This window comes from Actinomadura sp. GC306, from assembly GCF_004348665.1.
Classification (GTDB): Bacteria; Actinomycetota; Actinomycetes; order Streptosporangiales; family Streptosporangiaceae; genus Spirillospora.
The window spans coordinates 13846-38655 of sequence record NZ_SMKM01000026.1; the positions used below are offsets into that span (position 1 = coordinate 13846).

Annotated in this window: 18 protein-coding genes; 6 read left to right on the forward strand and 12 right to left on the reverse strand. The window is 73.7% G+C overall.

Features of this window, described 5'->3' with window-relative positions; all coding sequences use genetic code 11:
- Positions 1–39 precede the first annotated feature (39 nt).
- Positions 40–2157: a SpoIIE family protein phosphatase gene (locus E1200_RS06525; RefSeq protein WP_131950887.1), complete on the forward strand. Its 2118-nt coding sequence runs from the start codon at positions 40–42 to the stop codon at positions 2155–2157.
- Positions 2158–2228: 71 nt separating this feature from the next.
- On the opposite strand, the gene E1200_RS06530 is transcribed toward E1200_RS06525, so the two are convergent.
- On the reverse strand, positions 2229–4010 hold the full coding sequence (locus tag E1200_RS06530) for an NAD+ synthase (protein ID WP_131950888.1): 1782 nt from the start codon (positions 4008–4010) through the stop codon (positions 2229–2231).
- Positions 4011–4089: 79 nt separating this feature from the next.
- On the reverse strand, positions 4090–5121 hold the full coding sequence (locus E1200_RS06535; protein ID WP_243708377.1) for a terpene synthase family protein: 1032 nt from the start codon (positions 5119–5121) through the stop codon (positions 4090–4092).
- Positions 5122–5392: 271 nt separating this feature from the next.
- On the opposite strand from E1200_RS06535, the gene glnA (E1200_RS06540) reads away from it, so the two are divergent.
- Both glnA (E1200_RS06540) and E1200_RS06545 read left to right on the forward strand, forming a co-directional pair.
- Entirely contained in the window at positions 5393–6754 is a 1362-nt protein-coding gene (gene glnA, locus E1200_RS06540) for a type I glutamate--ammonia ligase (protein ID WP_131950889.1), read from the forward strand.
- A 79-nt stretch (positions 6755–6833) separates the two neighbouring features.
- On the forward strand, positions 6834–9881 hold the full coding sequence (locus tag E1200_RS06545) for a bifunctional [glutamine synthetase] adenylyltransferase/[glutamine synthetase]-adenylyl-L-tyrosine phosphorylase (protein WP_243708378.1): 3048 nt from the start codon (positions 6834–6836) through the stop codon (positions 9879–9881).
- Between the two features lie 42 nt (positions 9882–9923).
- On the opposite strand, the gene E1200_RS06550 is transcribed toward E1200_RS06545, so the two are convergent.
- The gene (locus E1200_RS06550; protein WP_243708379.1) at positions 9924–10691 is read right to left on the reverse strand and encodes a phosphatase PAP2 family protein; all 768 of its coding nucleotides are present in this window, start codon (positions 10689–10691) and stop codon (positions 9924–9926) included.
- 450 nt (positions 10692–11141) lie between these two features.
- Between E1200_RS06550 and E1200_RS06555 the strand changes: the two genes are divergently transcribed.
- Positions 11142–12641: an alpha/beta hydrolase gene (locus E1200_RS06555; RefSeq protein WP_243708380.1), complete on the forward strand. Its 1500-nt coding sequence runs from the start codon at positions 11142–11144 to the stop codon at positions 12639–12641.
- Here E1200_RS06555 and E1200_RS35175 read toward each other — a convergent pair.
- The 3 genes from E1200_RS35175 to glnA (E1200_RS06570) all read right to left on the reverse strand — a co-directional run bounded on the left by E1200_RS35175 (position 12638) and on the right by glnA (E1200_RS06570) (position 18321).
- Positions 12638–14773 carry a DEAD/DEAH box helicase gene (locus E1200_RS35175; RefSeq protein ID WP_131950892.1) on the reverse strand — a complete coding sequence of 712 codons (2136 nt, stop codon included), beginning with the start codon at positions 14771–14773 and terminating at the stop codon, positions 12638–12640. The genes E1200_RS06555 and E1200_RS35175 overlap by 4 nt on opposite strands.
- Positions 14770–16725 carry a DEAD/DEAH box helicase gene (locus tag E1200_RS06565; RefSeq protein WP_131950893.1) on the reverse strand — a complete coding sequence of 652 codons (1956 nt, stop codon included), beginning with the start codon at positions 16723–16725 and terminating at the stop codon, positions 14770–14772. Before E1200_RS06565 ends, E1200_RS35175 begins: the two co-directional genes overlap by 4 nt.
- Positions 16726–16896: 171 nt before the next feature.
- Positions 16897–18321: a type I glutamate--ammonia ligase gene (glnA, locus tag E1200_RS06570; protein ID WP_131950894.1), complete on the reverse strand. Its 1425-nt coding sequence runs from the start codon at positions 18319–18321 to the stop codon at positions 16897–16899.
- Between the two features lie 152 nt (positions 18322–18473).
- Between glnA (E1200_RS06570) and E1200_RS06575 the strand changes: the two genes are divergently transcribed.
- On the forward strand, positions 18474–18956 hold the full coding sequence (locus tag E1200_RS06575) for an RDD family protein (protein WP_131950895.1): 483 nt from the start codon (positions 18474–18476) through the stop codon (positions 18954–18956).
- 48 nt (positions 18957–19004) lie between these two features.
- Here the strand turns inward: E1200_RS06575 and E1200_RS06580 are convergent, their stop codons facing one another.
- Positions 19005–19700 (reverse strand): DUF4191 domain-containing protein, encoded by a 696-nt coding sequence (locus tag E1200_RS06580; protein ID WP_131950896.1) that lies wholly within the window; start codon positions 19698–19700, stop codon positions 19005–19007.
- A gap of 36 nt (positions 19701–19736) precedes the next feature.
- Positions 19737–20666, reverse strand: a complete 930-nt coding sequence (lipA, locus tag E1200_RS06585) for a lipoyl synthase (protein WP_131950897.1) — start codon at positions 20664–20666, stop codon at positions 19737–19739.
- A 195-nt stretch (positions 20667–20861) separates the two neighbouring features.
- Between lipA and E1200_RS06590 the strand changes: the two genes are divergently transcribed.
- Positions 20862–21371, forward strand: a complete 510-nt coding sequence (locus E1200_RS06590; protein ID WP_131950898.1) for a DUF1877 family protein — start codon at positions 20862–20864, stop codon at positions 21369–21371.
- Positions 21372–21399: 28 nt separating this feature from the next.
- Here the strand turns inward: E1200_RS06590 and lipB are convergent, their stop codons facing one another.
- From lipB to E1200_RS06610, 4 genes are all read right to left on the reverse strand, one after another.
- The gene (gene lipB / locus E1200_RS06595; protein ID WP_243708381.1) at positions 21400–22092 is read right to left on the reverse strand and encodes a lipoyl(octanoyl) transferase LipB; all 693 of its coding nucleotides are present in this window, start codon (positions 22090–22092) and stop codon (positions 21400–21402) included.
- A gap of 34 nt (positions 22093–22126) precedes the next feature.
- On the reverse strand, positions 22127–22864 hold the full coding sequence (locus tag E1200_RS06600; RefSeq protein ID WP_131950899.1) for a peptidase E: 738 nt from the start codon (positions 22862–22864) through the stop codon (positions 22127–22129).
- 121 nt (positions 22865–22985) lie between these two features.
- Positions 22986–23894, reverse strand: coding sequence for a TIGR01777 family oxidoreductase (locus E1200_RS06605; RefSeq protein ID WP_131950900.1), 909 nt, complete (start codon positions 23892–23894; stop codon positions 22986–22988).
- Between the two features lie 127 nt (positions 23895–24021).
- On the reverse strand, positions 24022–24810 hold a 789-nt coding region (locus tag E1200_RS06610; RefSeq protein ID WP_207933212.1), incomplete at its 5' end, for a 2-oxo acid dehydrogenase subunit E2.

A 24810-nucleotide genomic window follows, 5' to 3' on the forward strand; every position in this document is an offset into this window, starting at 1 on the left:
GACGACCGGCTGTCTGGAGCGCGTCAGGTGAGATCAGTGATGGCGCCGCGTGGCGATGCGCCCGCCACCGATTCCGCGTCCCGGACCCTCGTCCTGGGCATCGACGGTTCCCGGCGGATCGTCCAGTGCGGCCCCAACGCGCGGGCCGTCCTCGGCCGCGCCGCCGAGGAGCTCATCGGCCGCCCCGCCACCGACCTGGTGGGGGAGGAGGCCAAAGCCGACCTCGAGACCCTGCTGGAGACCAACGACGTCGGGCACGAGCGCAACGGCGTGATGACGGTGCTGCGCGGCGACGGCACGTCCGCCGACGCGGTCGTGACCGCGCAGCCGATGGTCGGCGGCGCCACCGGCGCGGCGCCCGCCGTCCTGCTGTACGTGCGGGTCGCGCTGCCGCCCAGCGAGCGCTACCAGGACCCGGCCCTCATGCGCCGCGCGCTGATGGACGACCAGGTCACCCGGTTCGGCGCGTCCCTCGACCTCGACCAGTCCGCCCGCGGCCTCGTCGACGTCGTCGTCCCGCACTTCTGCAACGCCGCCTCGGTGCTGGTGCTGGAGAGCCTGGTCGCCGCCGACGAGGTGCACACCGAGTCCGGCTCGGCCGTGCTGCGCCGCATCGCCGTGACCTCCGACGACGGCAACCCGGCGTGGCCCGCCACGTTCCCCGTCGGCGAGGTCCTCGTGTTCCCCGAGGGCACCCCGTACCGGCAGGTCATGGAGACGGCCCGGCCCGTCCACCTCCCGCACGTCGGCGTGGACGCCGCGGCCGAGATCGCCCGGCTGTGGCGGCGCGGCCCCGCGGGCGAGCTGCTGTCGGACGTGTCGATGGTGCTGCTGCCGATGATCGCCCGCGACACCCTGCTCGGGTTCATCGCCTGCACCCGCGTCCCCGGGTTCCGCAAGTTCGACGCCTACGACGTCGAGATCGGCATGGAGTTCGCCGCCCGCGCCGCGATCGTCATCGACAACGCCCGGCTGTTCAGCCGCGAGCGCGCCACCGCGCTCGCCCTCCAGCGCAGCCTGCTGCCGAACCGGCTGTCGGCGCCGTCCTCGGTCGAGGTCCGGCACCGCTACCTGCCCGGCAGCAAGCTCGTCGAGGTCGGCGGCGACTGGTACGAGTCGATCGCGCTGCCCGGCGCCCGCGTCGCCCTCATCGTCGGCGACGTCGCCGGCCACGGGGTCCGCGCCGCCGTCACGATGGGCCGGCTCCGCACCGCGCTGCACACCCTGGCCAACCTGGAACTGCCGCCCGCCGACGCGCTGCACGTCATGCACGAGCTGATGATCGAGCTGGGCGAGCAGGAACCGCACTTCGCCACCTGCGTGTACGCGGTGTACGACGCGACGACCGGCACCATCGAGATCGCCTCCGCCGGGCACCTGCCGCCGCTGCTGTCCGGCCCGGGCAGCGCCGGCGAGTACCTGCGGGTCCCGCCGGCCCCGCCGCTCGGCGTCGCCGGCGGCGCCGCCATCGAGAGCCGCGAGTTCACCGTCGAGGACGGCAGCCTCTTCGTCATCTACACCGACGGCCTCGTCGAGAACCGCGGCCGCGACATCGACGACGGCCTCGCCCGCCTCCAGCGGATCTTCGGCCCGGACGCCGGCGACCGCCCCATGGAGGACCTCGCCAAGGCCACCCTCGCCGGCGTGTACGCCGACCAGCACCGCGACGACATCGCCGTCCTGATCGCCCGCCTGCGCCGCCTCCCCGAGGACCGCTGCGCCTCCTGGACGCTGCCCGCCGACCCGGCCGCCGTCCGCCGCGCCCGCGGCCTCGTCCGCACCCGGCTGGCGGACTGGGGCCTGGAGGAGCTGGAGTACACCACCGAGCTCCTCGCGTCCGAGCTGATCACCAACGCGCTCCGCTACGCGCCCGGCCCGATCGAGCTGCGCCTCCTGCTGGAGCGCACCCTCGTCTGCGAGGTCCTGGACCGCTCCGCCGCGCTGCCCCGCCTGCGCCGCGCCGAGGACGACGACGAGAACGGCCGCGGCCTCCTCGTCGTCAGCCAGCTCGCCCACCGCTGGGGCACCCGCCGCACCGCCGCCGGCAAGGTCGTCTGGTGCGAGCAGATAGTCCCCGGCATGGACCCCGACGCCTCAGAACAGGTCTCCGGCTGGCCAGGCGAAACCTGGCCCGGCGAGAACCACCACAGGGAGTAAGAGGCACCCTGCCCTGCAGGATCACCCCGCGCGTGAGGGGGTTCCAGGGGGTTGCCCCTGGGCCAACAGGGCTAGCCGCGTTCGCGCCAGCGGTTTGTTATTGGGAGGCGGCGGTCTCGGCCGAAGTTCTTGGGGGTGATCTTGGGGCCGGGGGGATACTGGCGGCGTTTGTACTCGGCTATGTCGACCAGGCGGATGACGCGGTCCACCAGGGCCGGGTCGTGGCCGGCGGTGATCAGGGCCTCTCGGCCCATGTCGCGTTCGACGTAGTCGGACAGGAGGGGGTCCAGCTCGTCGTACGGGGGCAGGCTGTCGCGGTCGCGCTGGCCGGGCCGCAGTTCGGCGGACGGCTCCTTCTCGATGATCGCCTCGGGGATGGGCTCCTCCGCGAAGGGGTGCAGGAACGGCAGGCCGGAGGCGTTCCGGGCGTTGCGCCAGCGGGCGAGTTCCCAGACGGTGAGCTTGAAGACGTCCTTGATGGGGGCGAAGCCGCCCGCGGAGTCGCCGTACAGGGTGGAGTAGCCGGTGGCGAGCTCGCTCTTGTTGCCGCCGGTGAGCACGAGGTGCCCGTGCTCGTTCGACAGGCCCATCCAGACGTTGGCGCGGATGCGGGCCTGGAGGTTCTCGGCGGCGACGCCGGTCAGGTCGAGCTGCTCCTCGAACGCCTCGACCATGCCCGCGATGGGCACGATGCGGGAGTTGACGCCCTGCCGCTTCACGAGCTCCTCGGCGTCGACGACGGACCCCTCGGAGGAGTAGCGGCTCGGCAGCAGGATCGCGTGCACGTTCTCGGGGCCGACGGCGTCGGACGCGATGGTGGCGACGAGGGCCGAGTCGATGCCGCCGGACAGGCCGAGGACGACCGAGCGGAACCCGTTCTTGCGGGCGTAGTCGCGGGTGCCGAGGACGAGCGCCGCGTACACCTCGGCGAGGTCCTCCAGCGGCTCGGCGACGCTCTGCGGGGCCACCGGGTAGGCGGGCAGCGGGTCGGGCGACACGACGTGCCGGTCGATGGTGATGGCGGTGCCGTCCTGCGCGTCCACGGGGCCGCGCGGCGGCTCGGCGCCGGCGGCGGGGAGCGCGAGGTCGGCGATGAGCAGGTGCTCGACGAACCGGGGGGCGCGGGCGAGCAGGGTGCCGTCGGCGCCGACGATGACGGAGTCGCCGTCGAAGACCAGCTCGTCCTGGCCGCCGACCAGGTTGACGTAGGCGAGCGCGCAGCCGGCCTCGCGGGCGCGGCGGGCGCACAGGTCGAGGCGGACGTCGTCCTTGTCGCGCTCGTACGGGGAGGCGTTGACGGCGAGGAGCAGCCCGGCCCCGGAGGCGCCGGTGACGCCGACGGGTCCGCCGTCCTGCCAGAGGTCCTCGCAGACGACGGTCGCGACGTCGACGCCGTGGACGCGGACGACGGGCAGCCGGTCGCCCCGCACGAAGATCCGGTACTCGTCGAACACCCCGTAGTTGGGCAGGTGGTGCTTCGCCGACCGGACCAGGACCTCGCCGCCGTGCAGCCACGCGGCGCCGTCGAGCGGCGCCCCGGCGGGCTGGCCGGGCCGGACGAGCTCGACCGGGCGGCGGTCGAGGTACCCGGTGACGACGGGGAGGTCGCCGAGGCCCTCGTCGGCGAGCCGGCGGGCGAGCCGCTCCAGGGCGCGCCGGGACGCCTCGACGAAGGACGCGCGCAGCGCGAGGTCCTCCACCGGGTAGCCGGTCAGCATCATCTCGGGGAAGGCGACCAGGTGCGCGTCCGCCTCGGCGGCGCGCCGGACCCAGTCGACGATCTTGTCGGCGTTGCCGTCGAGGTCGCCGACGGCCGAGTTCACCTGCGCGAGCGCGATCCGTAGTTGAGCCACGTCCCCAGGATAAATCTCTCGATCTTGCTTCGTCATAGTGACGAAAAGTGCATTTCCGGCGGCCGTGGCCGTTGAATGATCACCGGAGGGAGGCCAGGGCGTCCAGGCGCAGCGGTGCGGGGTCCGCCGTGGGCGCGTAGCGGCCCGACTCGGCCAGCCAGTCCAGGTGGGCGCGCGGCGTGTTCAACAGGGCCTTCACGACCTGGGCGGCGGCGGAGCGCTGCGCGACGGTGAGCTCCAGCCGGTCGAGCATCTCGGGCAGCTTGCGCGCCGCCGTCCACGCCTCCTCCAGCCGGTCCGCGATCCGCTCCGCGACCGCGGCGGCGGCCTGCTCGGCGTTGAGCCCCTGCGCGAACGCGAGGACGGCGGGCAGGTCGTGCGCGTCGCCGCGCGCCGCCTCCAGGTCGTGCGACGCGAGGTCGTTGGACCAGGCCACGACGTCCGCGACGCCGTCCGCGAGCGTCTTCCAGCGCGGGGTCCGCAGCAGCCGCGCCGGGAGCTCGACGCCGAGGACGGGTTCGATGAGGTCGTACAGGAACGGCCCGCACGCGCGGCGGCGCAGCGGCGCGTACTCCGCGTCGGTCGGCACGTGCCTGATGCGGCGGTTGACCGACTCCTTCGCGCAGCCGTCGCGGTGCGCCTCCAGGTGCAGCATGAACCGGCGGCGCCAGTCGCGGCTCATGCTCTTGGACGTCAGCTGCCACAGCTCGACCAGCGCGCCCTCCAGCGGCCGGGACCCGGGCCGGGCGTGGCCGCGCCGCATCGCGCGCATGAGGTCGTCGTACAGGGCGTGGACGGCGCTGCCGCTGTCGGCGAGCGGGGGGTGGTCCATCGTGTCGTCGAGCGCGAGCGTCCAGGTGAGCCAGCGGGCGAACAGGTCCACCGCGGCCGGGTCGGCGGCGGGGAAGACCCGCGCGGCGAGCCGCTCGCAGCGGGCCCGGCCGAGCGGCGAGGTGTCCGGATCGCCGAGCACCAGCCCGCGGCCGCGTGCCCAGGCCTCCACCTGCGCGCGCAGCTGCCACGACTCCGGGTGCATGGCCGACGGTGTCGCCAGCGCGGGCACCCGGTCGCTCATCGAGAAGAGAAGAGAGATGTCCACGACCCTGCTCACGCTAATGATCATTTGGTCCGGGCCGCTTGTCCGCCACGTCAATTTTCGGGAAACCGCCGGACGGGGATGATCACGCCCCGGAAAACCGCCGCGCCGGGACGGGACGGCGGCGGAGTCGGATATGTTCCGTGCAGCGCAGCGGGACGCGTAACGTCGCGGTAACAGCGGCGGGGCATACTGCGGGTGTGGCCGGACCGGCGATCGGCCGGCACGCGCCCGCCGCGCGGCCATCGGCAGGGCAGTACGGCAGGCAGTACCGAGGGAGAAGGCATTGGACCGTCAGCAGGAGTTCGTGCTCCGCACCCTGGAGGAGCGCGACATCCGCTTCATCCGGCTGTGGTTCACCGACGTGCTCGGGTTCCTCAAGTCGGTGGCCGTCGCCCCGGCGGAGCTGGAGGGCGCCTTCGCGGAGGGCATCGGCTTCGACGGATCGGCGATCGAGGGCTTCGCGCGGGTGTACGAGGCCGACATGATCGCCAAGCCGGACCCGTCGACGTTCCAGGTGCTGCCGTGGCGGTCGGAGTCGCCCGGCGTCGGCCGCATGTTCTGCGACATCCTCATGCCGGACGGGACGCCGAGCTTCGCCGACCCCCGCTACGTCCTCAAGCGGGCGCTCGCGCGGGCCGCCGACCTCGGGTTCACGTTCTACACGCACCCCGAGATCGAGTTCTTCCTCCTCAGCGACAAGCCGGAGGACGGCCGCGAGCCCGAGCCGGCCGACGCGGGCGGCTACTTCGACCACACCCCGCACAGCGCCGCGCACGACTTCCGCCGCAACGCGATCATGATGCTGGAGTCGATGGGCATCTCGGTGGAGTACAGCCACCACGAGGGCGCCCCCGGCCAGCAGGAGATCGACCTCAGGTACGCCGACGCGCTCACCACCGCCGACAACATCATGACGTTCCGGCTGGTGATGAAGGAGGTCGCGCTGGAGCAGGGCGTGCACGCCTCGTTCATGCCGAAGCCGTTCACCGAGCACCCGGGCTCCGGCATGCACACCCACATGTCGCTGTTCGAGGGCGACCGCAACGCCTTCTACGAGCCGGGCGCCGAGTTCAAGCTGTCCAAGGTCGGGCGGGCCTTCATAGCGGGGCTGCTGCGCCACTCCGCGGAGATCACCGCGGTCTGCAACCAGTGGGTGAACTCCTACAAGCGGCTGTGGGGCAACGTCGGGTCCGCCGCCGGCGCCGGGGGAGAGGCCCCGTCCTACATCTGCTGGGGGCACAACAACCGGTCGGCGCTCGTCCGCGTCCCGATGTACAAGCCGCACAAGGGCCACTCGACCCGCATCGAGTTCCGGTCGCTGGACACCGCCGCGAACCCGTACCTGGCGTTCGCCGCGATCCTCGGTGCCGGGCTCAAGGGCATCGAGGAGGGCTACGAACTCCCGGCGGGCGCGGAGGACGACGTGTGGGCGCTCACCGTCGCCGAGCGGCGCGCCCTCGGCATCGAGCCCCTCCCGCAGGACCTGGACGACGCCATCCACGCGATGGAGCGCAGCGAGCTCGTCGCCGACATCCTCGGCGAGCACGTGTTCGACTTCTTCCTGCGCAACAAGCGCCAGGAGTGGGAGGACTACCGGCGCCAGGTGACCGAGTTCGAGCGGAAGCGCCTGCTGGCCGTCCTCTGACCGCCCGCCGGCCCCCCGCCGCCGTTCAATGGACGACGAGCCCCGCTCGACGGCCCCGCTTCGGATTACGGTGGACCCCGTGACCGAGTCCTGGACCTCCGACCGCCGTCCCTCCCTCGCCGGGCGCCTGGCGAGGCTCGGCTTCACCGAGGCCGCGCACGCCGAGCGGCTCCTGCGCGAGGCGGAGCGCGACGGCGTGGTGATCGACGGCCGCGGCCCCCTCGGCGGCGACCTGCTGGACGCCCTCGGCGGCACCGCCGACCCGGACCTCGCGCTCGCCGGGCTGCTGCGCCTCCTCGCCGCCGCCGACGGGCAGGGCGCCGGCGCGGAGCTGCGGGAGGCCCTCGCGAAGGAGCCCGGCACGCGGGAGCGGCTCACCGCCGTCCTCGGGGTGAGCGCCGCCCTCGGCGACCACCTGGCCCGGCACCCGGGCCACTGGAAGGTCCTGCGCGACGGCCGCCCGGCACCGGCCGGGCCGCCGCGCGGCGACCTGCTGGCCGCCGTCGGAGCCGACCCGGCCGCGGCGGACCCGGTGGCGTCCGGCTGCGGTCCCGAGACCCTCGTCGCGCTGCGCGTCGCGTACCGCAGGCGGCTCCTCGCGCTGGCCGGCCGCGACCTGATCGGCGTGGCCGACGTCCCCGAGGTCGCCGCGGAGCTGGCCGACCTCGCCGCCGCCGCGCTGGAGGCGGGCCTCGCGGTCGCCCGCGCCGAGGTCCCCGGGCACGACGCGTGCCGGCTCGCCGTCATCGGCATGGGCAAGACCGGCGGCCGCGAGCTGAACTACGTCAGCGACGTCGACGTGATCTTCGTGGCCGCGGCCGGCGACGGCGGGGACGAGCTCGGCGACGCCGCGCTGCGCACCGCGACCCGGCTGGCGGCGGCGATGATGCGGGCCTGCTCGGCCAGCACCGAGGAGGGCGCGCTGTGGGAGGTGGACCCCGCGCTGCGCCCCGAGGGCAAGGCCGGCCCGCTGGTGCGGACCCTCGCCAGCCACCGCGCCTACTACGAGCGCTGGGCCAAGACGTGGGAGTTCCAGGCCCTGCTGAAGGCCCGTCCCGTCGCAGGCGACGCCGACCTCGGCGCCCGCTACATGGACACCATCATCCCGATGGTGTGGAAGGCCGCCGAAGGGGAGAGCTTCGTCGAGGACGTCCAGGCGATGCGGCGCCGCGTCGAGGCCGACCTGGGCCGCCGCACCGCCGACTCCGAACGCCAGCTCAAGCTCGGGCCGGGCGGGCTGCGGGACGTGGAGTTCGCCGTGCAGCTGCTCCAGCTCGTGCACGGCCGCGCCGACGAGACGCTCCGCAGCCCCACCACCCTGGACGCCCTCGCCGACCTGTCCCGGGGCGGGTACGTCGGGCGCGACGACGCCGCGGCGCTGGCCTCGGCGTACCGGTTCCTGCGGCGGGTGGAGCACCTCGTCCAGCTGCACCGGCTGCGCCGCACCCATCTCGTCCCGGACGACGCGGACGGCCTGCGCCGCCTCGGCCGCGCCCTCGGCCTGCGCACCGACCCGGTCGGGGAGTTCACCGCGCTGTGGCGGCGGCACGCCCGCGAGGTCCGCCGCATCCACGAGAAGCTGTTCTACCGGCCGCTGCTGCGCGCGGTGGCGCGGCTGCCCGGGGAGGAGGCGCGCCTCACCCCGGAGGCGGCCCGCACCCGGCTGGAGGCGCTCGGGTACGCCGACCCGGCCGGGGCGCTGCGGCACATCGAGGCGCTGACGGCCGGGGTGTCGCGGCGCGCCGCGATCCAGCGGACGCTGCTGCCGGTGATGCTCGGCTGGTTCGCCGACGCGCCCGACCCCGACGCGGGGCTGCTCGGCTTCCGGCAGGTCAGCGACGCGCTCGGCACCACCCCCTGGTACCTGCGGCTGCTGCGCGACGAGGTGACCGTCGCCGAGCGGATGGCCTGGGTGCTCGGCTGCAGCCGCTACGCCACCGACCTGCTGCTGCGCGCCCCGGAGGCGGTCGCGATGCTCGGCAGCGACGCCGACCTGGCGCCGCGCCCCTTCGAGGCCCTCCGCTCGGAGGGGCTCGCCGCGGTCCGCCGGTACGCGGAGGACACGTCCTCGGCGGAGGAGGCCGTCCAGGTCGTGCGGGGGCTGCGGCGCCGGGAGCTGTTCCGCGTCGCGGTCGGCGACCTGCTCGGCATGACCGACGTGCGGACGGTGGGGGACGCCCTCACCGGCATCGCCACCGTCACCGTCGAGGCCGCGCTGCGCGCCGCCGTCCACAAGATCGAGACGGAGTCCCGGGAGCCGCTGCCGACCCGGATGGCCGTCGTCGCGATGGGCCGGTTCGGCGGGCACGAGCTCGGCTACGGCAGCGACGCCGACGTGATGTTCGTCCACGAGCCGCTGCCCGGCGCGGACGAGCGGGCCGCCGGGCGCGCCGCGCACGCCGTCGCCGAGGAGCTGCGCCGCCTGCTCGCGCTGCCCGCCCCCGACCCGCCGCTGGAGATCGACCCGGACCTGCGCCCGGAGGGCCGGCAGGGGCCGCTGGTCCGCACGCTGGCGTCCTACGCCGCGTACTACGCCCGCTGGTCGGAGCCGTGGGAGGCGCAGGCGCTGCTGCGCGCCGACCCGCTGATCGGCGACGCGGGGCTGCGCGACCGGTTCCGCGCGCTGATCGACCCGGTCCGCTGGCCGGAGGGCGGCATCGGCGACGACGCCGTCCGGCAGATCCGGCGGCTGAAGGCCCGGATGGAGGCCGAGCGGCTGCCGCGCGGCGTCGACCGCCGGCTGCACACCAAGCTCGGTCCGGGCGGCCTCGCCGACGTCGAGTGGGTCGCGCAGCTGCTCCAGCTCCAGCACGCGCACGCGGTCCCCGCGCTGCGCACCACCCGCACGCTCGACGCGCTGGACGCGGCGGTCCAGGCCCGCCTGCTGAACGCCGAGGACGCCCGCGTCCTCGAAGAGGCGTGGTGCCTGGCGACGCGCATCCGCGGCGCGATCATGCTGGTGCGGGGCCGCGCGTCCGACCTGCTGCCCACCGACCACCACCGGGAGCGCAGCGCCGTCTCCACCATCCTCGGCTACCCGGGGACGGGGGACCTCCTGGAGGACCACCGCCGGCATGCCCGCCGCGCCCGCGCGGTCGTGGACCGCGTCTTCTACGGGGCGGAGTGACCCCTTCCCGCGTGCCGCGCGTCCCCGCGTACTGCCCGGCGGTCAGGTGCGGCCGGCGCACCTGGCGGGGGAGGCGGCCGGCGGCCGGCCCGTGCCGCGCTGCGCGAGCCGGTGCACGACGCGGGCGCGCGCGAGGAGCAGCGGCGCCGGGCACCGCGTGTAGAGCACCCGCGACATCCACAGCGCGCCGCCGACCAGCGCGAAGCCGGCCACCGCGTCCAGGACGTAGTGGTTGGCGGTGGCGAGGATCACCAGGACGGTCGTGGCGGGGTACAGGACGCCGAGGACCTTGGCCCACGTCTGCGAGGCCAGCCTGACCACGACCACCCCGCACCACAGCGCCCACCCGGCGTGCATCGACGGCATCGCGGCGTACTGGTTGGTGAGGGTCGCGGACGCGTCGCTCGCGTACAGCCCGAGCGAGTGCAGCGCGATCACCGGGTCGACGAAGCCCTCGCTGTGCAGGAACCTCGGCGGCGCCAGCGGGTACAGCCAGAAACCGAGCAGCGCCACCCCGGTCGCCACCATGATCGATGTGCGGAGCCACCGGTAGTGCTCCGCCCGGTACCGGTACAGCCAGACGACGACGCCGAGCGTCACGACGAAGTGCATCGTCGCGTAGAAGACGTTCGCCGCGCGCGCCAGCCACGGCACGCTCAGCAGGGTCCCGTTGAGGTACAGCTCGATGTCCAGCCCCAGGGCGCGCTCGGCGGCGAGGATCTGGTCGGCGTGCTCGAACGCGGGGCCGGTGCCGTCCTGAACCAGGATGATGCGCGTCAGCGTATAAGCGGTGTAGAAGAAGGCGACCATGAGAAGCTCACGCCACACCGGAGGCGCGGCCGGCACTCGGCGCCGCATCGCCGCGGTCGCCGGTCGCCGCTCGTCTCGTCCAGGCTCGGGGGCCTCGTGTCCGCGGGCTGCTGGGGGGGCGGTTTGAGCCATGGTACCTATCTTCGCGGGCGTCCCCGGAGCTGTGATCACCGCGACGAATGGTCTTCATCTCAGACTTGAGTAGTACGACCCTGACGCGGCATCCGGACTTCCGGGGGAGATTTTTTCGGGGTCCGTACCCATTTGCGGCTCCTCCCCACGTGGACCTTGTCACTGATCGGAGTCAGCTCCGCGGGACCTGGGTACTCCCTGATCACCCCCCTGAGACGAACGGGGGGACGAATGGCCCGTCAGAGGGCGATACCTGGCATCGTGCCGATCAGTGCGGCCGCACTGGCCCTTTCCGGGCTGATCTCATGCCTGGGCGGTATGGCGGAACAACGCGCGGGGATGGCGACGGCCGGCGCCGAATCGCGCATTCTCCCCGCCGCCGTTTCCCCGCCGGACTGGAAGCGCTGCACCGGCCTTCCGGAACCGCTGCCGGACCTCCCGAAGCCGCGGACCGGCTTCCGGTGCGCGACCCTGAAGGTCCCCCTGGACTACGCCGACCCGTCCGGCCGGCGCATCGACATCGCGCTGATCAAGGCGCCGGCGTCCGACCCGGCCCGCCGCATCGGCTCGCTGCTGTTCAACTTCGGCGGCCCCGGCGGGGACGGCGTCGACACGCTCGCCCGGTTCGCGGGCCAGTACGCGGAGCTGGGCGAGCGCTACGACCTGGTCGCGTTCGACCCGCGCGGCGTCGGCCGCAGCACCCCGGTGACCTGCGTCGGCGACCGCCGGATGGACGAGATCAACGCCCGCGACGACACCCCCGACACCGCCGCCGAGGAGAAGGCGTACCTCGCCGGCCGCGCCGAGTACGCGGCGCGCTGCGCGGCCCGCTCCGGCGGCCTCCTGCCGCACGTCGGCACCCGCAGCGCCGCCGCCGACATGGAACTCATCCGCACCGCCCTCGGCGACGAGCGGCTGCACTACTTCGGCATCTCCTACGGCACCTGGCTCGGCGGCGCCTACGCCCGCCAGTTCCCCGACCGGGTCGGCCGGGCGGTCCTCGACGCCGCCGTCGACACCGGGATCGGCGGCGTCGACTCCGCCCTCCAGCAGGCCGCCGCGTTCCAGCGCGCCCTCGGCGACTTCGGCGCGGCGTGCGCGCGGCTCGGCCGCAAGCACTGCCCGATGGGGACCGACGCCCCGTCCGTCGTGGAGTCGGTCGGGCGGATCCTGGACGGCCTCGACCGAAAACCCCTGCGCACGTCCTCCGGCCGCGAGCTCACCCAGAGCCTCGCGATGACCGGGGTCGCCGCCGGGCTGTACTCCCGGGACACCTGGCCCTACCTCGCGCAGGGCCTGGTCGACGCGGTCAAGCGCCGCGACGGCTCGCTGCTGCTGATGCTCGCCGACGCGCGCAACGGCCGCGGCGAGGACGGCTCCTACAGCAACCTCGCCGCCGCCAACACCGCGATCACCTGCGCGGACAGCACCGACCGGTACACCCCGGACGACGTCCGGCGGCTCCTGCCGAGGTTCCGCGACGCGTCCCCGGTCTTCGGGACGTCGCTGGCCTGGAGCCTGCTGGAGTGCACGGGCTGGCCGGTGCCGGGCGATGACGGGGCCCGCGAGGTGGCGGCGCCGTCCGCCGCGCCGATCCTCGTGATCGGCAACACCGGCGACCCGGCCACCCCCTACGCGTGGGCGGCCGCGCTGGCGCGGAGGCTCGGCGGCGAGGCGACGCTCCTCACCTACCGGGGGGAGGGGCACGGCGCCTACGACACCGGCGACCGCTGCGTCCGCGAGACGGTGCACGCCTACCTCCTGCAGGGCACCCTCCCGGCGGACGGCGCCAGCTGCGGCCAGCGGCGCCGAACCTAGGTGCCGAGCCGCTCCTGCTCCTCCGCGACGATCTGCCGGGCGAGGGCCTGCTCGGAGATGTCGACCGCGTCGGGCGTGCGCTCCGCCAGGTCGCTGCGCCGCGCGTACTCGTCGAACAGCATGCTCTTGACCTGGAGGATCTCCAGCATCCGCTCGTCCACGCCGCCGGGCGTCAGCAGCCGGTGCACCTGGACGGTCCGCACCTGGCCCATCCGGTGCGCGCGGGCGATCGCCTGCGCCTCCATGGTCGGCTTCACCTGCGGCTCGCAGATGATCACCACGGACGCGGCCTGCAGGTTGAGGCCGACCCCGCCCGCCTGGATCTGCGCCAGCAGGACCGCGTGCCCGGGCTCCTCGGTGAACGCGTCCACCATCTCCTGCCGCCGGGCCGGCGGCGTCCCGCCCGAGATCGGCCCGCGGGCCCGCGGGCCGAGCGCGTCGCGGACGGCGGCCAGCACGTCCCGGAAGTAGGAGAACACCACGACCTTCAGGTCGTTGGCGTCGGCCTCCTCCACCAGCTCCACCAGGCGGCCGAGCTTGGCGGACTTCTTCGGGACGGCGTACGCGGCGCGGCGCATCGCCATGAAGTTGCCGTCCGCCACGGCCCGCCGGTAGGCCGCCGCGTCCGCCCGGCTGAACTCCTCCAGCTCGTCCACGTGCACCACCTCGGGCAGCTCGACGAGCACGTCCCGCTGGTTGCGCCGCAGGTAGACCGGCGCGACCGCCGACCGGAACGCCTTCGCGCCCATGGCCGCGTCGCTCGGCCGCACCTGCTCGGCCAGCTCGGGCCGCAGGTGCGATACCAGGCTCCGGAACTCCTCGACCCGGTTCTCCATCGGCGTCCCCGTCAGGAACAGCACGTTCGCGGTCCGCCGGCACCAGTGCGCGACGGCCTGGGCGCGGCGGGTCCCGTGGTTCTTGGCGTAGTGGGCCTCGTCCACGACGAACATGCCGAGCTCGACCTCGTCCGGGATGTCCAGCGCGTGCAGCGTGGCCAGCGTCGTCACGGCGATGCCGCCGTCCCCGGCCCACTTGCGCACCGCCGCCGCCCGCCCGGAGCCGTGCAGCGGGTGCGCGGCGAGCGTGCTGCGCGACTCGATCTCCCGGACCCAGTTGATCAGCACGCTCGCCGGGCACGCCACCAGGAAGTGCGTTGCGCCCTCGGCGCGCAGGTGCGCGATGGCGGCGATCGCCTGGACGGTCTTGCCCAGCCCCATCTCGTCGCCGAGGATCACCCGCCGCTGGACGAGCGCGAACCGCGCCCCGAACGACTGGTAGCCGCGCAGCGAGACGCGCCGGTGGGCGTCGTCGAGCGGCTGCGCCTTCACCCGCGCCGCGAGGTCGCCCGGCAGGAACCCCTGGGCGGCGTCCCGCTCCGGGTGCAGCGCCGCCAGCTCGGCCAGCAGGGTCTGGTAGTCGGACGCGCGCAGCTCGAAGTCGATCCACGCCTCGTCCGGCGAGACGTGCGGGCGCAGCAGGTCCACCGACGCCTGCGAGATCAGCAGCCGCGACCCCCGCGCCTCCTCGGCCCGCAGCGCCTCGGCCAGCTCGCCGACCGCCTGCCGCGCCCGCTCCCGGCGCGCCGGCAGCGTGAAGACCCGCCGCCACCACGACCCCGCCGGCCGCGCGTCGTGCACCAGCGGCCCGAACCGCTCGTCCACCTCCTCGGCGGCGACCCGGGCGCGCGGCAGCTCCGGCCCCGCGTTGACGAGCCGGTGCAGCGCGACCACCACGGGCGCCATCGCCTCGTCCCGCCGGTCGACGTCGATCCGGACGGTCGCCGACCGCTCCGCCGCCTCCGCCAGGCTCGTCGCCGCCGCGTGCAGCTGCCGCGCGGTCTGCGGCCCGATCCCCGGCAGCAGCTGCAGCCGGTACGGCGGCGCGTCCAGGACGTCGGCGACGCTCGTGAACCCGCCGTCCTCCAGCGGGCCGAGCCGCAGCCGCCCGTCCGTGACGTCCTTCAGCCGGGCGAGCGGGATCGACCCGAGCTGCTCCCGCGCGGCCGCGGCCCGCACCGGCGCCAGCGCCGCGTGCACGTCCGCCAGGGCGCGCCCGTGATCGGCGATCAGGTCGCGCGCGGCGTCCAGCAGCGCGTACCCGCCCCGCAGGACGCTCTTCGCATCGTCCGTCATCCGGCCACCTCGCCCGTACTGATCCAGTCGTCCACGGTCCCGGGAGTCACCAGCCGGTGGACCCGCACGGGACCCGCCCCGCCCGCGCCGTGCACGCGGCCGACCGCCCGCGCCTCCACTCCGGGGTCCGGCTGCGGCTCGCAGAAGATGACCACGGACGCGCCGCCCAGGCGCAGCGGCACCTCGACCTCGGCCAGCAGGACCGCGTGCCCCGGCGCGGCGGAGAACCGCGCCACCACGTCCGCACGCCGGGCGACCGGCGTCCGTCCGGTCACCGGCCCGAACGCATCCGCGCCGAGCGCGTCATGGACGGTGGCCAGCACGTCGGCGAAGCAGGAGAGGACCACCACCTTCACGCCGTTGGCCGCCGCCTCCCCGACCAGGTCCCGGAGCCGCCGGAGCTTTGCCGAAGCCGCGGGGACGGCGTATCCGGCGCGGCGCATCGCCGGGACGTCGCCCTCCGCGCGCCGGTACGCCGCCCGCCCGGCGTGGCTGGCCGGCACCAGCTCGTCCACATGGACGACGTCGGGCAGCTCGGCGAGGACGTCCCGGTGGTCGCGCCGCAGATGCACGGTCGCGGCCGCCGCCCGGAAGGCCCGCGCCCCCAAGGGGGTCATGTCCCAGTCGATCGGCTCGGCCGCCTCGGGGGGAAAGTGGGCGACGAGACGGCGGAAGTCCCCGATCCGGTCGTGCAGCGGCACTCCGGTGAGCAGCATGACGTCTTCCGTCTCGTGGCACAGGCGGGTGACGGACGTCGCGCGGCGCGTCCCGCGGTTCGCCGTGCGGTGCGCCTCGTCCACCACGAGCATCCCGAGCCCGCCGGGAGGCATGCGCAGCTCCGGCAGCGAATCCAGGCGCGTGACGGCGATGCCGCCGAGGCGGAACCACTCCCTCACCCCTTGGCGGCCCGGCTCAGGATGCGCCGTGATCGAGCTGCACGCGTTGATGTCGCGGACCCAGCCGGGCACCAGGCCCCCGGGGCACGCCACCAGGAAGTGCGTCGCGCCCTCGGCCCGCCGGTGCGCGATGGCGGCGATCGCCTGGACGGCCTTCCCGAGCCCAGGCTCGTCGCCGAGGATCACCCGCCGCTGGAGGAGCGCGAAGCGTGCCCCGAACGACTGGTAGTCCCGCAGCGGCACCCGCAGGAAGGTCTCGTCGAGGGGCTGCGCCCGGACCCGGCCCGCCAGACGGGCCGGCAGGAAGCCCTCGGCGGGCAGCTCCTCCCGCCCTGACGACTCCGCCAGTACGGCGCGGTAGTCGCCCGCACGGCGCTCATGGTCACGCCACGCCTCGTCCGCCCGGACGTAGGGGCCCAGCAGATCCGGCGACCACAGCAGCGCGGTGTCCGGATCGTCCAGCAGCTCCGCCAGCCGGGCGACCGCCTCCCAGCCCGCCGCCCGCGCGAACTCCGGCCGGAACATCCGCCGCGGCCAAGTCACGGCCCGGGCGCCGGCCAGCAGGGGGCCGGCCTCCCCGTCCACCCGCTCGGCCACCACACGGGCGCGCGGCAGGTCGGGGCTCGCGTTCACCAGCCGGTACAGCGCGCGCACCAGCGGCGTCGCCGCCTCGTCCCGCGCGCCGATCTCGATGCGCAGGTCCGGTGCCCGCTCCGCCGCGCTCCTCAGCCGCCACGCCGCCATGTACAGCCGCTCCGCCGTCAGCCGCCCGACGCCCCGCAGCAGCCGCAGCCCCTCCGACGTGGAGTCGAGGACGTCCGCGACGCTGACGAGCTCCGCACCCCGCACCGCGGCGAACCGCACCGGCCCGTCCCCGAGCTCCTTGAGCCGCGTGACCGGAACGTTTTCGAGCCGCCGCCGCGCCGCCGTCCTCCGCAGCGGCTCGGCCGCCTTCTCCACGGCCCCACGGGCCGCCGAGTACTCAGAGACCAGCAGGGACGCGGCTCGACGCAGCGCTTCACCGTCCCGCAGGACGCGCCGCACACGCTTCCTCATCTCGCGCCTCCGCCGGACATGATGCCAGCCGCCACCGTCAAAGCGGACGAATCGGCCCGGACGGGCGGCCGCACGGAAGAAGGTGCGGCGGTGGAAGCGACCGCCACCCGTAGCGGAACGCCGAGGGGCCCGGCGGCACACGGCCGCCGGGCCCCTCGGCCCCCGAGACTCTTAGATGTCGTAGTACATCTCGAATTCGTGCGGGTGGGGGCGGAGGCGGATCGGGTCGATCTCGAACTCGGTCTTCATCGTGATCCAGGTCTCGATGAGGTCCTGGGTGAAGACGCCGCCCTCCAGGAGGTAGTCGTGGTCGCTCTCCAGGGCCGCGAGGACCTCGCCGAGCGAGCCGGGGACCTGCGGGATGGCGCGGGCCTCCTCGGGCGGCAGCTCGTACAGGTCCTTGTCGACAGGCTCCGCGGGCTCGATCTTGTTCTTGATGCCGTCCAGGCCGGCCATCAGCATCGCCGAGAAGGCGAGGTAGGGGTTGCAGGACGGGTCCGGCACGCGGAACTCGACGCGCTTGGCCTTCGGGTTCGAGCCGGTGATCGGGATGCGGATGCAGGCCGACCGGTTGCGCTGCGAGTACACCAGGTTGACCGGGGCCTCGTAGCCGGGGACCAGCCGGTGGTAGCTGTTCACCGTCGGGTTGGTGAAGGCCAGCAGCGACGGCGCGTGCTTGAGCAGGCCGCCGATGTAGTAGCGCGCGTTGTCGGACAGGCCCGCGTAGCCGACCTCGTCGTAGAACAGCGGCGCGCCGTCCTTCCACAGGGACTGGTGGCAGTGCATGCCGGAGCCGTTGTCACCGAAGATCGGCTTCGGCATGAACGTGACGGTCTTGCCGGCGGCGCGCGCGACGTTCTTGACGATGTACTTGTAGAGCATCAGCTGGTCGGCCGAGTTCAGCAGGGTGTCGAACCGGAAGTCGATCTCGGCCTGCCCGGCGGTGCCGACCTCGTGGTGCTGCATCTCCACGTGGATGCCGGACTTGAGGAGCTGCGTCACCATCTCCGAGCGCAGGTCGGTGTAGTGGTCCATCGGCGGGACGGGGAAGTAGCCGCCCTTGTACGGGGGCTTGGCGCCGAGGTTGCCCCCGGGCTCCTCCCGGCCGGTGTTCCACGCGCCCTCGACCGAGTCGAGGTAGTAGTAGCCGGCGTTCGCCTTGGTCTCGAACCGGACGTCGTCGAAGATGTAGAACTCGGCCTCGGGCCCGAAGTAGCACGTGTCGGCGATGCCGGTGCCGCGCAGGTAGTCCTGCGCCTTCTTCGCCACGTTGCGCGGGTCGCGGCTGTACGGCTCACCCGTCAGCGGGTCGTGGACGAAGAAGTTCAGGTTCAGGGTCTTGTGCTGGCGGAACGGGTCGATCACGGCGGTCGACGGGTCCGGGAGCAGGAGCATGTCCGACTCGTGGATCTCCTGGAAACCGCGGACCGACGAGCCGTCGAACATCAGCCCCTCGGTGAAGACGCTCTCGCCGAAGCTCTCGACGGGGAACGTGAAGTGCTGCATCTTGCCCGGCAGGTCCACGAACCGGCAGTCGACGAATCGCACATCTTCGTTCCGGATATAGCTCAGAACCTCGTCGGCGCTGCTGAACATCCAGCCTCCTTGGGGCGCTTCTTGGCTTATCGCAGGCTATGGCGGTGCCGTTTCCCGGCCGTGTCTCATATGTTTCCGCTGTGTTACGGGTGGCATGCCCGTCCGCGGCGGCCGGATCCGGGGCACCGGGGGGACCGGATAGCGTAGGGGCCATGAGCAGTGGCAAGGCGAAGGCGGGCGGGCCGCGGTGGACGCAGACGTGGCTGACCGGGGCGCGCTCGGCCGGCGCGGACCTCGGCGATCCGGGTGAACGGCTCGGCCTCCCCGTCAGCGGCAGCGGCGCCGTCGCGTCCTACGGCCGGCGGCTCGTCGGGCTGTTCGTCGACTGGGGCCTGTCGATGCTCGTCGCGAGCCTGTTCGCGCGCTCGCTCGGCTGGGACCCGTCCCAGCGCAGCACGTGGACGCTGGTCGTCTTCGCGATCCAGGCGTGGCTGCTGACCGCGCTCATCGGCACGACGATCGGCAAGCGGCTGTGCGGCATCCGCGTCGCCCGCCTGGACGGCCGCCCCGTCGGCCTCGGCTGGTCGCTGGTCCGGACGGTCCTGCTCGTGCTCGTCGTCCCCGCGCTGCTCTGGGACCGCGACCACCGCGGCCTCCACGACCGCGCCGCCAACACGGTCGTCGTCAACATCTGACCCCGGAGACGAGAAAGCGCCCCCGGCCGGGGGCGCTTTCCTCGTGTCTCAGCGCATCTTGGGCTTGGGGCCCTTGGGCATCTTGACGCCCTTCGGAATCGGACCCTTCGGCATCTGCATCGAGCGGGGGAGCGCCTGCAGCCGGTCGTTCAGCTCGGCCACCTGCGGCTTCTTCAGGTTGCGGGGCAGCTTCATCAGGTGGCGCTGCAGCTTGTCCACCGGGATCTGGCCCTCGTCGTCCCCGACCTGCACGTCGTAGATCGGCACCTGCTGCGCGGCGCGGGACAGCCGCTTCTTCTCGGCGCCGAGCAGCGGGCCGACGCGGTTGCGCGGCCCCTCCGAGACCAGCACCACGCCGGGGCGGCCGACCGCGCGGTGCACCATGTCGAGGTTGCGGTTGCCGCTGACGGCCTCGGTGATCGTCCAGCCGCCGCGCATGTTCTGCAGGATCGCGAGGGCGGCGCCCGGCTGCCCGGCGATCGCCTTGTACTGCGCGCGCTGCGCGAGCTGCCCGAACACGATCATGCCGACCGCCAGCGCGACCAGCACCCCCATCGGGATGAAGAACCACAGCTGGCCGAATACCAGCCCGATGAGGATGACGACGACCAGGGCGCCGATCGCCGACGCGAACACGATCGGCAGGGCCTTCGGGTCGGCCTTGCGGAGCAGCTGGGCGACCATGCGGATCTGCTTGAAACGGCCCGGACGCTCCTGGGCCCCGTCCGTGGGCTTTTTCGACATGAATCCAAGGATAGTCGCGCCGCGGCGGTCGCGCGTTCAGCCCTCGCGCGCCTCGATCGCCTGCTTGTACAGCCGGCCCGCGCGGTAGCTGGACCGGACGAGCGGCCCCGACATGACGCCCGCGAAACCGATCTCCTCGGCCTCGGCGGCCAGCTCCACGAACTCCTCGGGCTTCACCCACCGCTCGACCGGGTGGTGGCGGGGGCTCGGCCGCAGGTACTGGGTGATCGTGATGAGCTCGCAACCGGCCGCGTGCAGGTCGCGCAGGGCCTGGGAGACCTCCTCGCGGGTCTCGCCCATGCCGAGGATCAGGTTGGACTTGGTGACCAGGCCGTCCTCGCGCGCCATCGTCAGGACGTCGAGGGAGCGCTCGTAGCGGAACCCGGGCCGGATCCGCTTGAAGATCCGCGGGACGGTCTCGACGTTGTGCGCGAGGACCTCCGGGCGGGCGGAGAAGACCTCGGCGAGCTGCTCGGGCACCGCGTTGAAGTCGGGGATCAGCAGCTCGACGCCGCAGCCGGGGACCGCCGCGTGGATCCGCCGGACGGTCTCGGCGTACAGCCAGGCCCCGCCGTCGTCCAGGTCGTCGCGGGCGACACCGGTGACGGTGGCGTACTTCAGGCCCATCGTGGCGACGGACTCGGCGACGCGGCGCGGCTCGTCCCGGTCGAGTTCGGCCGGCCTGCCCGTGTCGATCTGGCAGAAGTCGCAGCGCCGGGTGCACTGGTCGCCGCCGATCAGGAACGTGGCCTCCCGGTCCTCCCAGCATTCGAAGATGTTGGGGCAGCCGGCCTCCTGGCACACGGTGTGCAGGCCCTCGGACTTCACCAGCCCGCTGAGCTCGCGGTACTGCGGGCCCATCTTCAGCCGGGTTTTGATCCACTCGGGCTTGCGCTCGATCGGGGTCTGGCTGTTGCGCGCCTCGACGCGCAGGAGCTTGCGTCCCTCAGGTGTCACCGTCGTCACGGCACCCAGCGTACGTCGCGATCCCGGGTCCGGCACATCGGCCGCCGCGGGGCTCAATGGCGTATCGGAGCGATCTCGAACGTATGACAGTACCCCGTTCACCTCGCCGATTCGCGTGTTTCCGCCATGTCCAACAGCTGATCTCTCTAGGGTGACTCCCTGTCGTCACGCAACAGCGTTAGCAGGAGGACCGCCGTGGGTCTGGCAATGTCGTACCTCAGGGTGCCGCCGGTGCTGGAGGGGGAGCCCGACCCCGGCCGGGTCGCCCGCCACATCTTCGGCGCCGCCGACTGGCGCCGGCGCGGCGCGGCGGAACTGTTCGATCTCGGCTGGGCGTGGCAGGCGGTGCACTACCTCGTCACCGGCGACCCGTGGGACGGGCGGCAGCCCGAGGCCGACCTGGTGTGCGGCGGGCGGCTGCTCACCGAGGACGGCGCCGACGAACTGGGCATGGACGTCATCTACCTCGCGCCGGACCGGGTCAAGCCGGCCGCCGACCACCTGGCCGCGACGCCGTTCGCGCAGATCGCCGGACGGTACGACCCGGCGGCGATGGGCCGCGCGGGCGTGCAGGACGCGGGGAGGCTCGACGGCGCCGCCCGCGACAGGGTGCTCAAGCCCGCCTACGAGGGGCTGGCCGCGTTCTTCGGGGCCGCCGCCGCCCAGGGGCAGGCCGTGTACAAGGTGATGGCCCCCGAGGGCTGAGCCGCCGGGCCGCCGGGGCGGCGGCCGCTCAGGCGCCCAGTTGCGCCGTCGTGCGGTGGAGGGTCGCCACCGCGCCGAACGCGGCGGCGAGGTGCCGCTCGACCACCGGGACGACCTCGGCGACCGGCACGTCGCGGCCCAGTTCCCGGCTGAGGCTGGTGGACCCCGCGTCGCGGATCCCGCAGGGGACGATCTTGTCGAACCAGCCCAGGTCGTTGTCGCAGTTGAGCATGAACCCGTGCATCGCCACGCCGCGCGCCACCCGGATCCCGATCGAGCCGATCTTGCGGTTCGGGGTGCCGGACACCCACAGGCCGCTGTGCCCCTCCACGGTGACGGTCTCCAGGCCGAGCTCGGCGCAGACGTCCATCATCATCCGCTCCAGCAGCCGCACGTAGCCGACCACGTCCTTCGGGTCGTCCAGCCGGACGATCGGGTAGCCGGTCAGCTGCCCCGGGCCATGCCAGGTGATCTTGCCGCCGCGGTCCACGTCCACGACCGGGGCGCCGGGGTCGCCGAGCGGGCGGTCGAGCGCGCCGGTGCGCCGCCCCGCGGTGTAGACCGGCTCGTGCTCCATCAGCAGGACGGTGTCGGGGACGGCGTCGTCGACCCGCAGCGCGTGGGTGCGCTTCTGCAGCTCCCACCCGTCGGCGTAGGGAACGGCCGCCGTGCCGAACCCGGCGTGCACCACCACCAGCTCGCGTACGTCCACATCGCTCACACGAGCCAGCTTATGCCCTCGCGGGGGCGCGGCCTCAGAGTTCGGCGAGGAGGCGGGGCTGCAGCCGGTGCTCCTTCGCCGTCCCCGGCCCGTCCGGCTCGACGCGGTAGGCGCCGGCCTCGCGCCGGTAGGAGACGGCCTGCACGAACTCGGTGCCGACGTAGTGCAGCCCGACGGCCTCGTCGGCCGCGTACCCGCCCGGCAGCGACCCCTCGCCCACGAGCTGCTGCAGCAGCGGGCGCCGCTGCGGGTCGCTGTCGTAGTGCACCCCGCAGGAGAACGGCAGGAAGCCGAGGCCGTCGGTCAGCGGGCGGAGCTGCGGCCCGTACGAGTCGGTGTTGCCGCCGACGTGCCAGCACAGCGCGCCCGCGCTCTGCCCGGACAGGACGACGCCCTCCTGCCACGCCTCGCGCATGATCTCGTCCAGGCCGTGCAGCCGCCACAGCGCCAGCAGGTTCGCCACGCTGCCGCCCGACACGTACACGAGGTCCTGGGTGAGCAGGTGCGCCCGGATGTCGGGCACGTTCGGCATGGGGAACAGGGACAGGTGGCTGACCTCGGCGTCCAGCGACGAGAACGCGGCGTAGAAGCGCGCGACGTACTCGGCGCCGTCGCCCACGGCCGTGGTGAGGAAGCAGACCCTCGGCCGGTCCTGGCCGGTCAGGTCGAACGCGTAGCGCAGCAGCGGGCTCGGGGTGAGGCCCTCCCTGCCGTCCGGCACGAACGTGCCCCCGCCGATCGCGAGAATGTGCGGCTGTCCGTCGGTGCTCATTCACCCTCCTGCGCGGCCGAGTTCTCTCAATGTCACCGTATGGCCACCGAACGGGAGCGGCCGGGACTTTGACGATTCTTGGGACTGACTGGACTCGCGGGGCTCACACGGCGCACAGGGTTCACACGGCGGGGCTCGGGGCGCGCAGGGCGTCGGCGAGGGCACCGGCCACGTCCTCGTGCGCGAACCGGAACCCGGCCTCCTCCAGCCGCCGCGGCAGGACCCGCTGGCTGATCAGCGGCCCCTCCCCGGCGAACTCGCGCAGGGCGGCGCGCAGCGCGAACGCGGGGACCGGCACCTTCGTCGGCCGGTGCAGGACGCGGCCGAGCGCCCTGGTGTAGTCGTCGTTGGTCACCGGGGCCGGCGCGGTGAGGTTGACCGGCCCGGCGATCTCCCGGTCGATGAGGAACCGCAGCGCCGCGACCTGGTCGGCCAGCGAGATCCAGCTGACCCACTGCCGGCCGTCGCCGAGCCTGCCGCCCAGCCCGAGCCGGAACAGCGGCAGCGTCCGGCCGAGCATCCCGCCGGCGCGGGTCAGGATGACGCCCGTGCGCGGGTGGACGACCCGGACCCCCGCCTCCGCCGCGGGCGCGGCGGCGGCCTCCCAGTCGCGGACGAGGTCGGCCAGGAACCCCCGGCCCGCCGGGGCGCCCTCGTCGACCTCGCGCCCGCCGGTGTCGCCGTAGTAGCCGATCGCCGAACCGCACACCAGCACGGGCGGCCGCCGCCCGGCCGCCGCGATCGCCTCCGCGATCGTGCGGGTGCCGACGACGCGGCTGTCCCTGACCTTGCGCTTGTAGGCCCGCGTCCACGGCCGGTCGCCGATCCCGGCGCCCGCCAGGTGCACGACGGCGTCCGTGCCCTCCAGCGCCGCGGCCTCGACGCAGCCGTCGGCGGGGGACCACCGCGCCTCGTCGGGTGCGGACGGTTCGCGCCGTATCAGCCGGACGACCTCGTGGCCGTCCTCCCGCAGCGACTTCACCAGCGCCGAGCCGATGAGGCCCGACGAGCCCGTGACGGTGACCCTCATGGCACCACCCTAGGCGGGCCGCGCCGCCGGAAGCCGGAATTGTCAGCGGCTCCCGGGTTTCCCCGGAATGGACCGCGGGACCCCGCCGGCCTGCGGCGGGGTCCCGGGTCATGCGTCGCTCAGCGGCTCAGAGGCCGAGGTCGGCCTCGAAGTTGCCCTCCTCCAGGCGGTGCTTGATCGTGGCGAGGAAGCGGGCGGCGTCCGCGCCGTCGATCAGCCGGTGGTCGTAGGTCAGCGCCAGGTAGACCATCGAGCGCACCGCGATGACCTCGCCCAGGTCGGGGTCGTCGATCACGGCGGGCCGCTTGACGACCGCGCCGGTGCCGAGCATGCCGACCTGCGGCTGGTTGAGGATCGGGGTGTCGAACAGCGCGCCGCGGCTGCCGGTGTTGGTCAGCGTGAACGTGCCGCCCGCCAGCTCGTCCGGGCTGACCTTGCCGGCGCGGGTGCGCTCGGCGAGGTCGGCGATCCGCTGCGCGAGGCCGCCCAGGTTGAGCTGCCCCGCGTTGTGCACGACCGGGACCATGAGGCCCCGCTCCGGCACGTCCACCGCGATGCTGAGGTTCTCCACGTCGTGGTAGGTGACCTCGCTGGTCTCGTCGTTGATGACCGCGTTCAGCTTCGGGTGCGCCTTGAGCGCCTCGACGGTCGCCATGGCGAAGAACGGCAGGAACGACAGCTTGACGCCCTCGCGCGCCTGGAAGTCGGCCTTGGCCTGCTCCCGCAGCCGCGCGATCTTGGTGATGTCCACCTCGACGACCGTGGTGAGCTGCGCGGCGACCTGCAGCGACTCCACCATGCGGCGGGCGATCGTCTGCCGCATGCGCGACATCTTCTCGGTCCGGCCGCGCAGCGCGAGCTGCTCGGCGGGGGCGCCGGCGGGCGCCGGGGCCGGGCGCCGCCCGGAGGCGGGGGC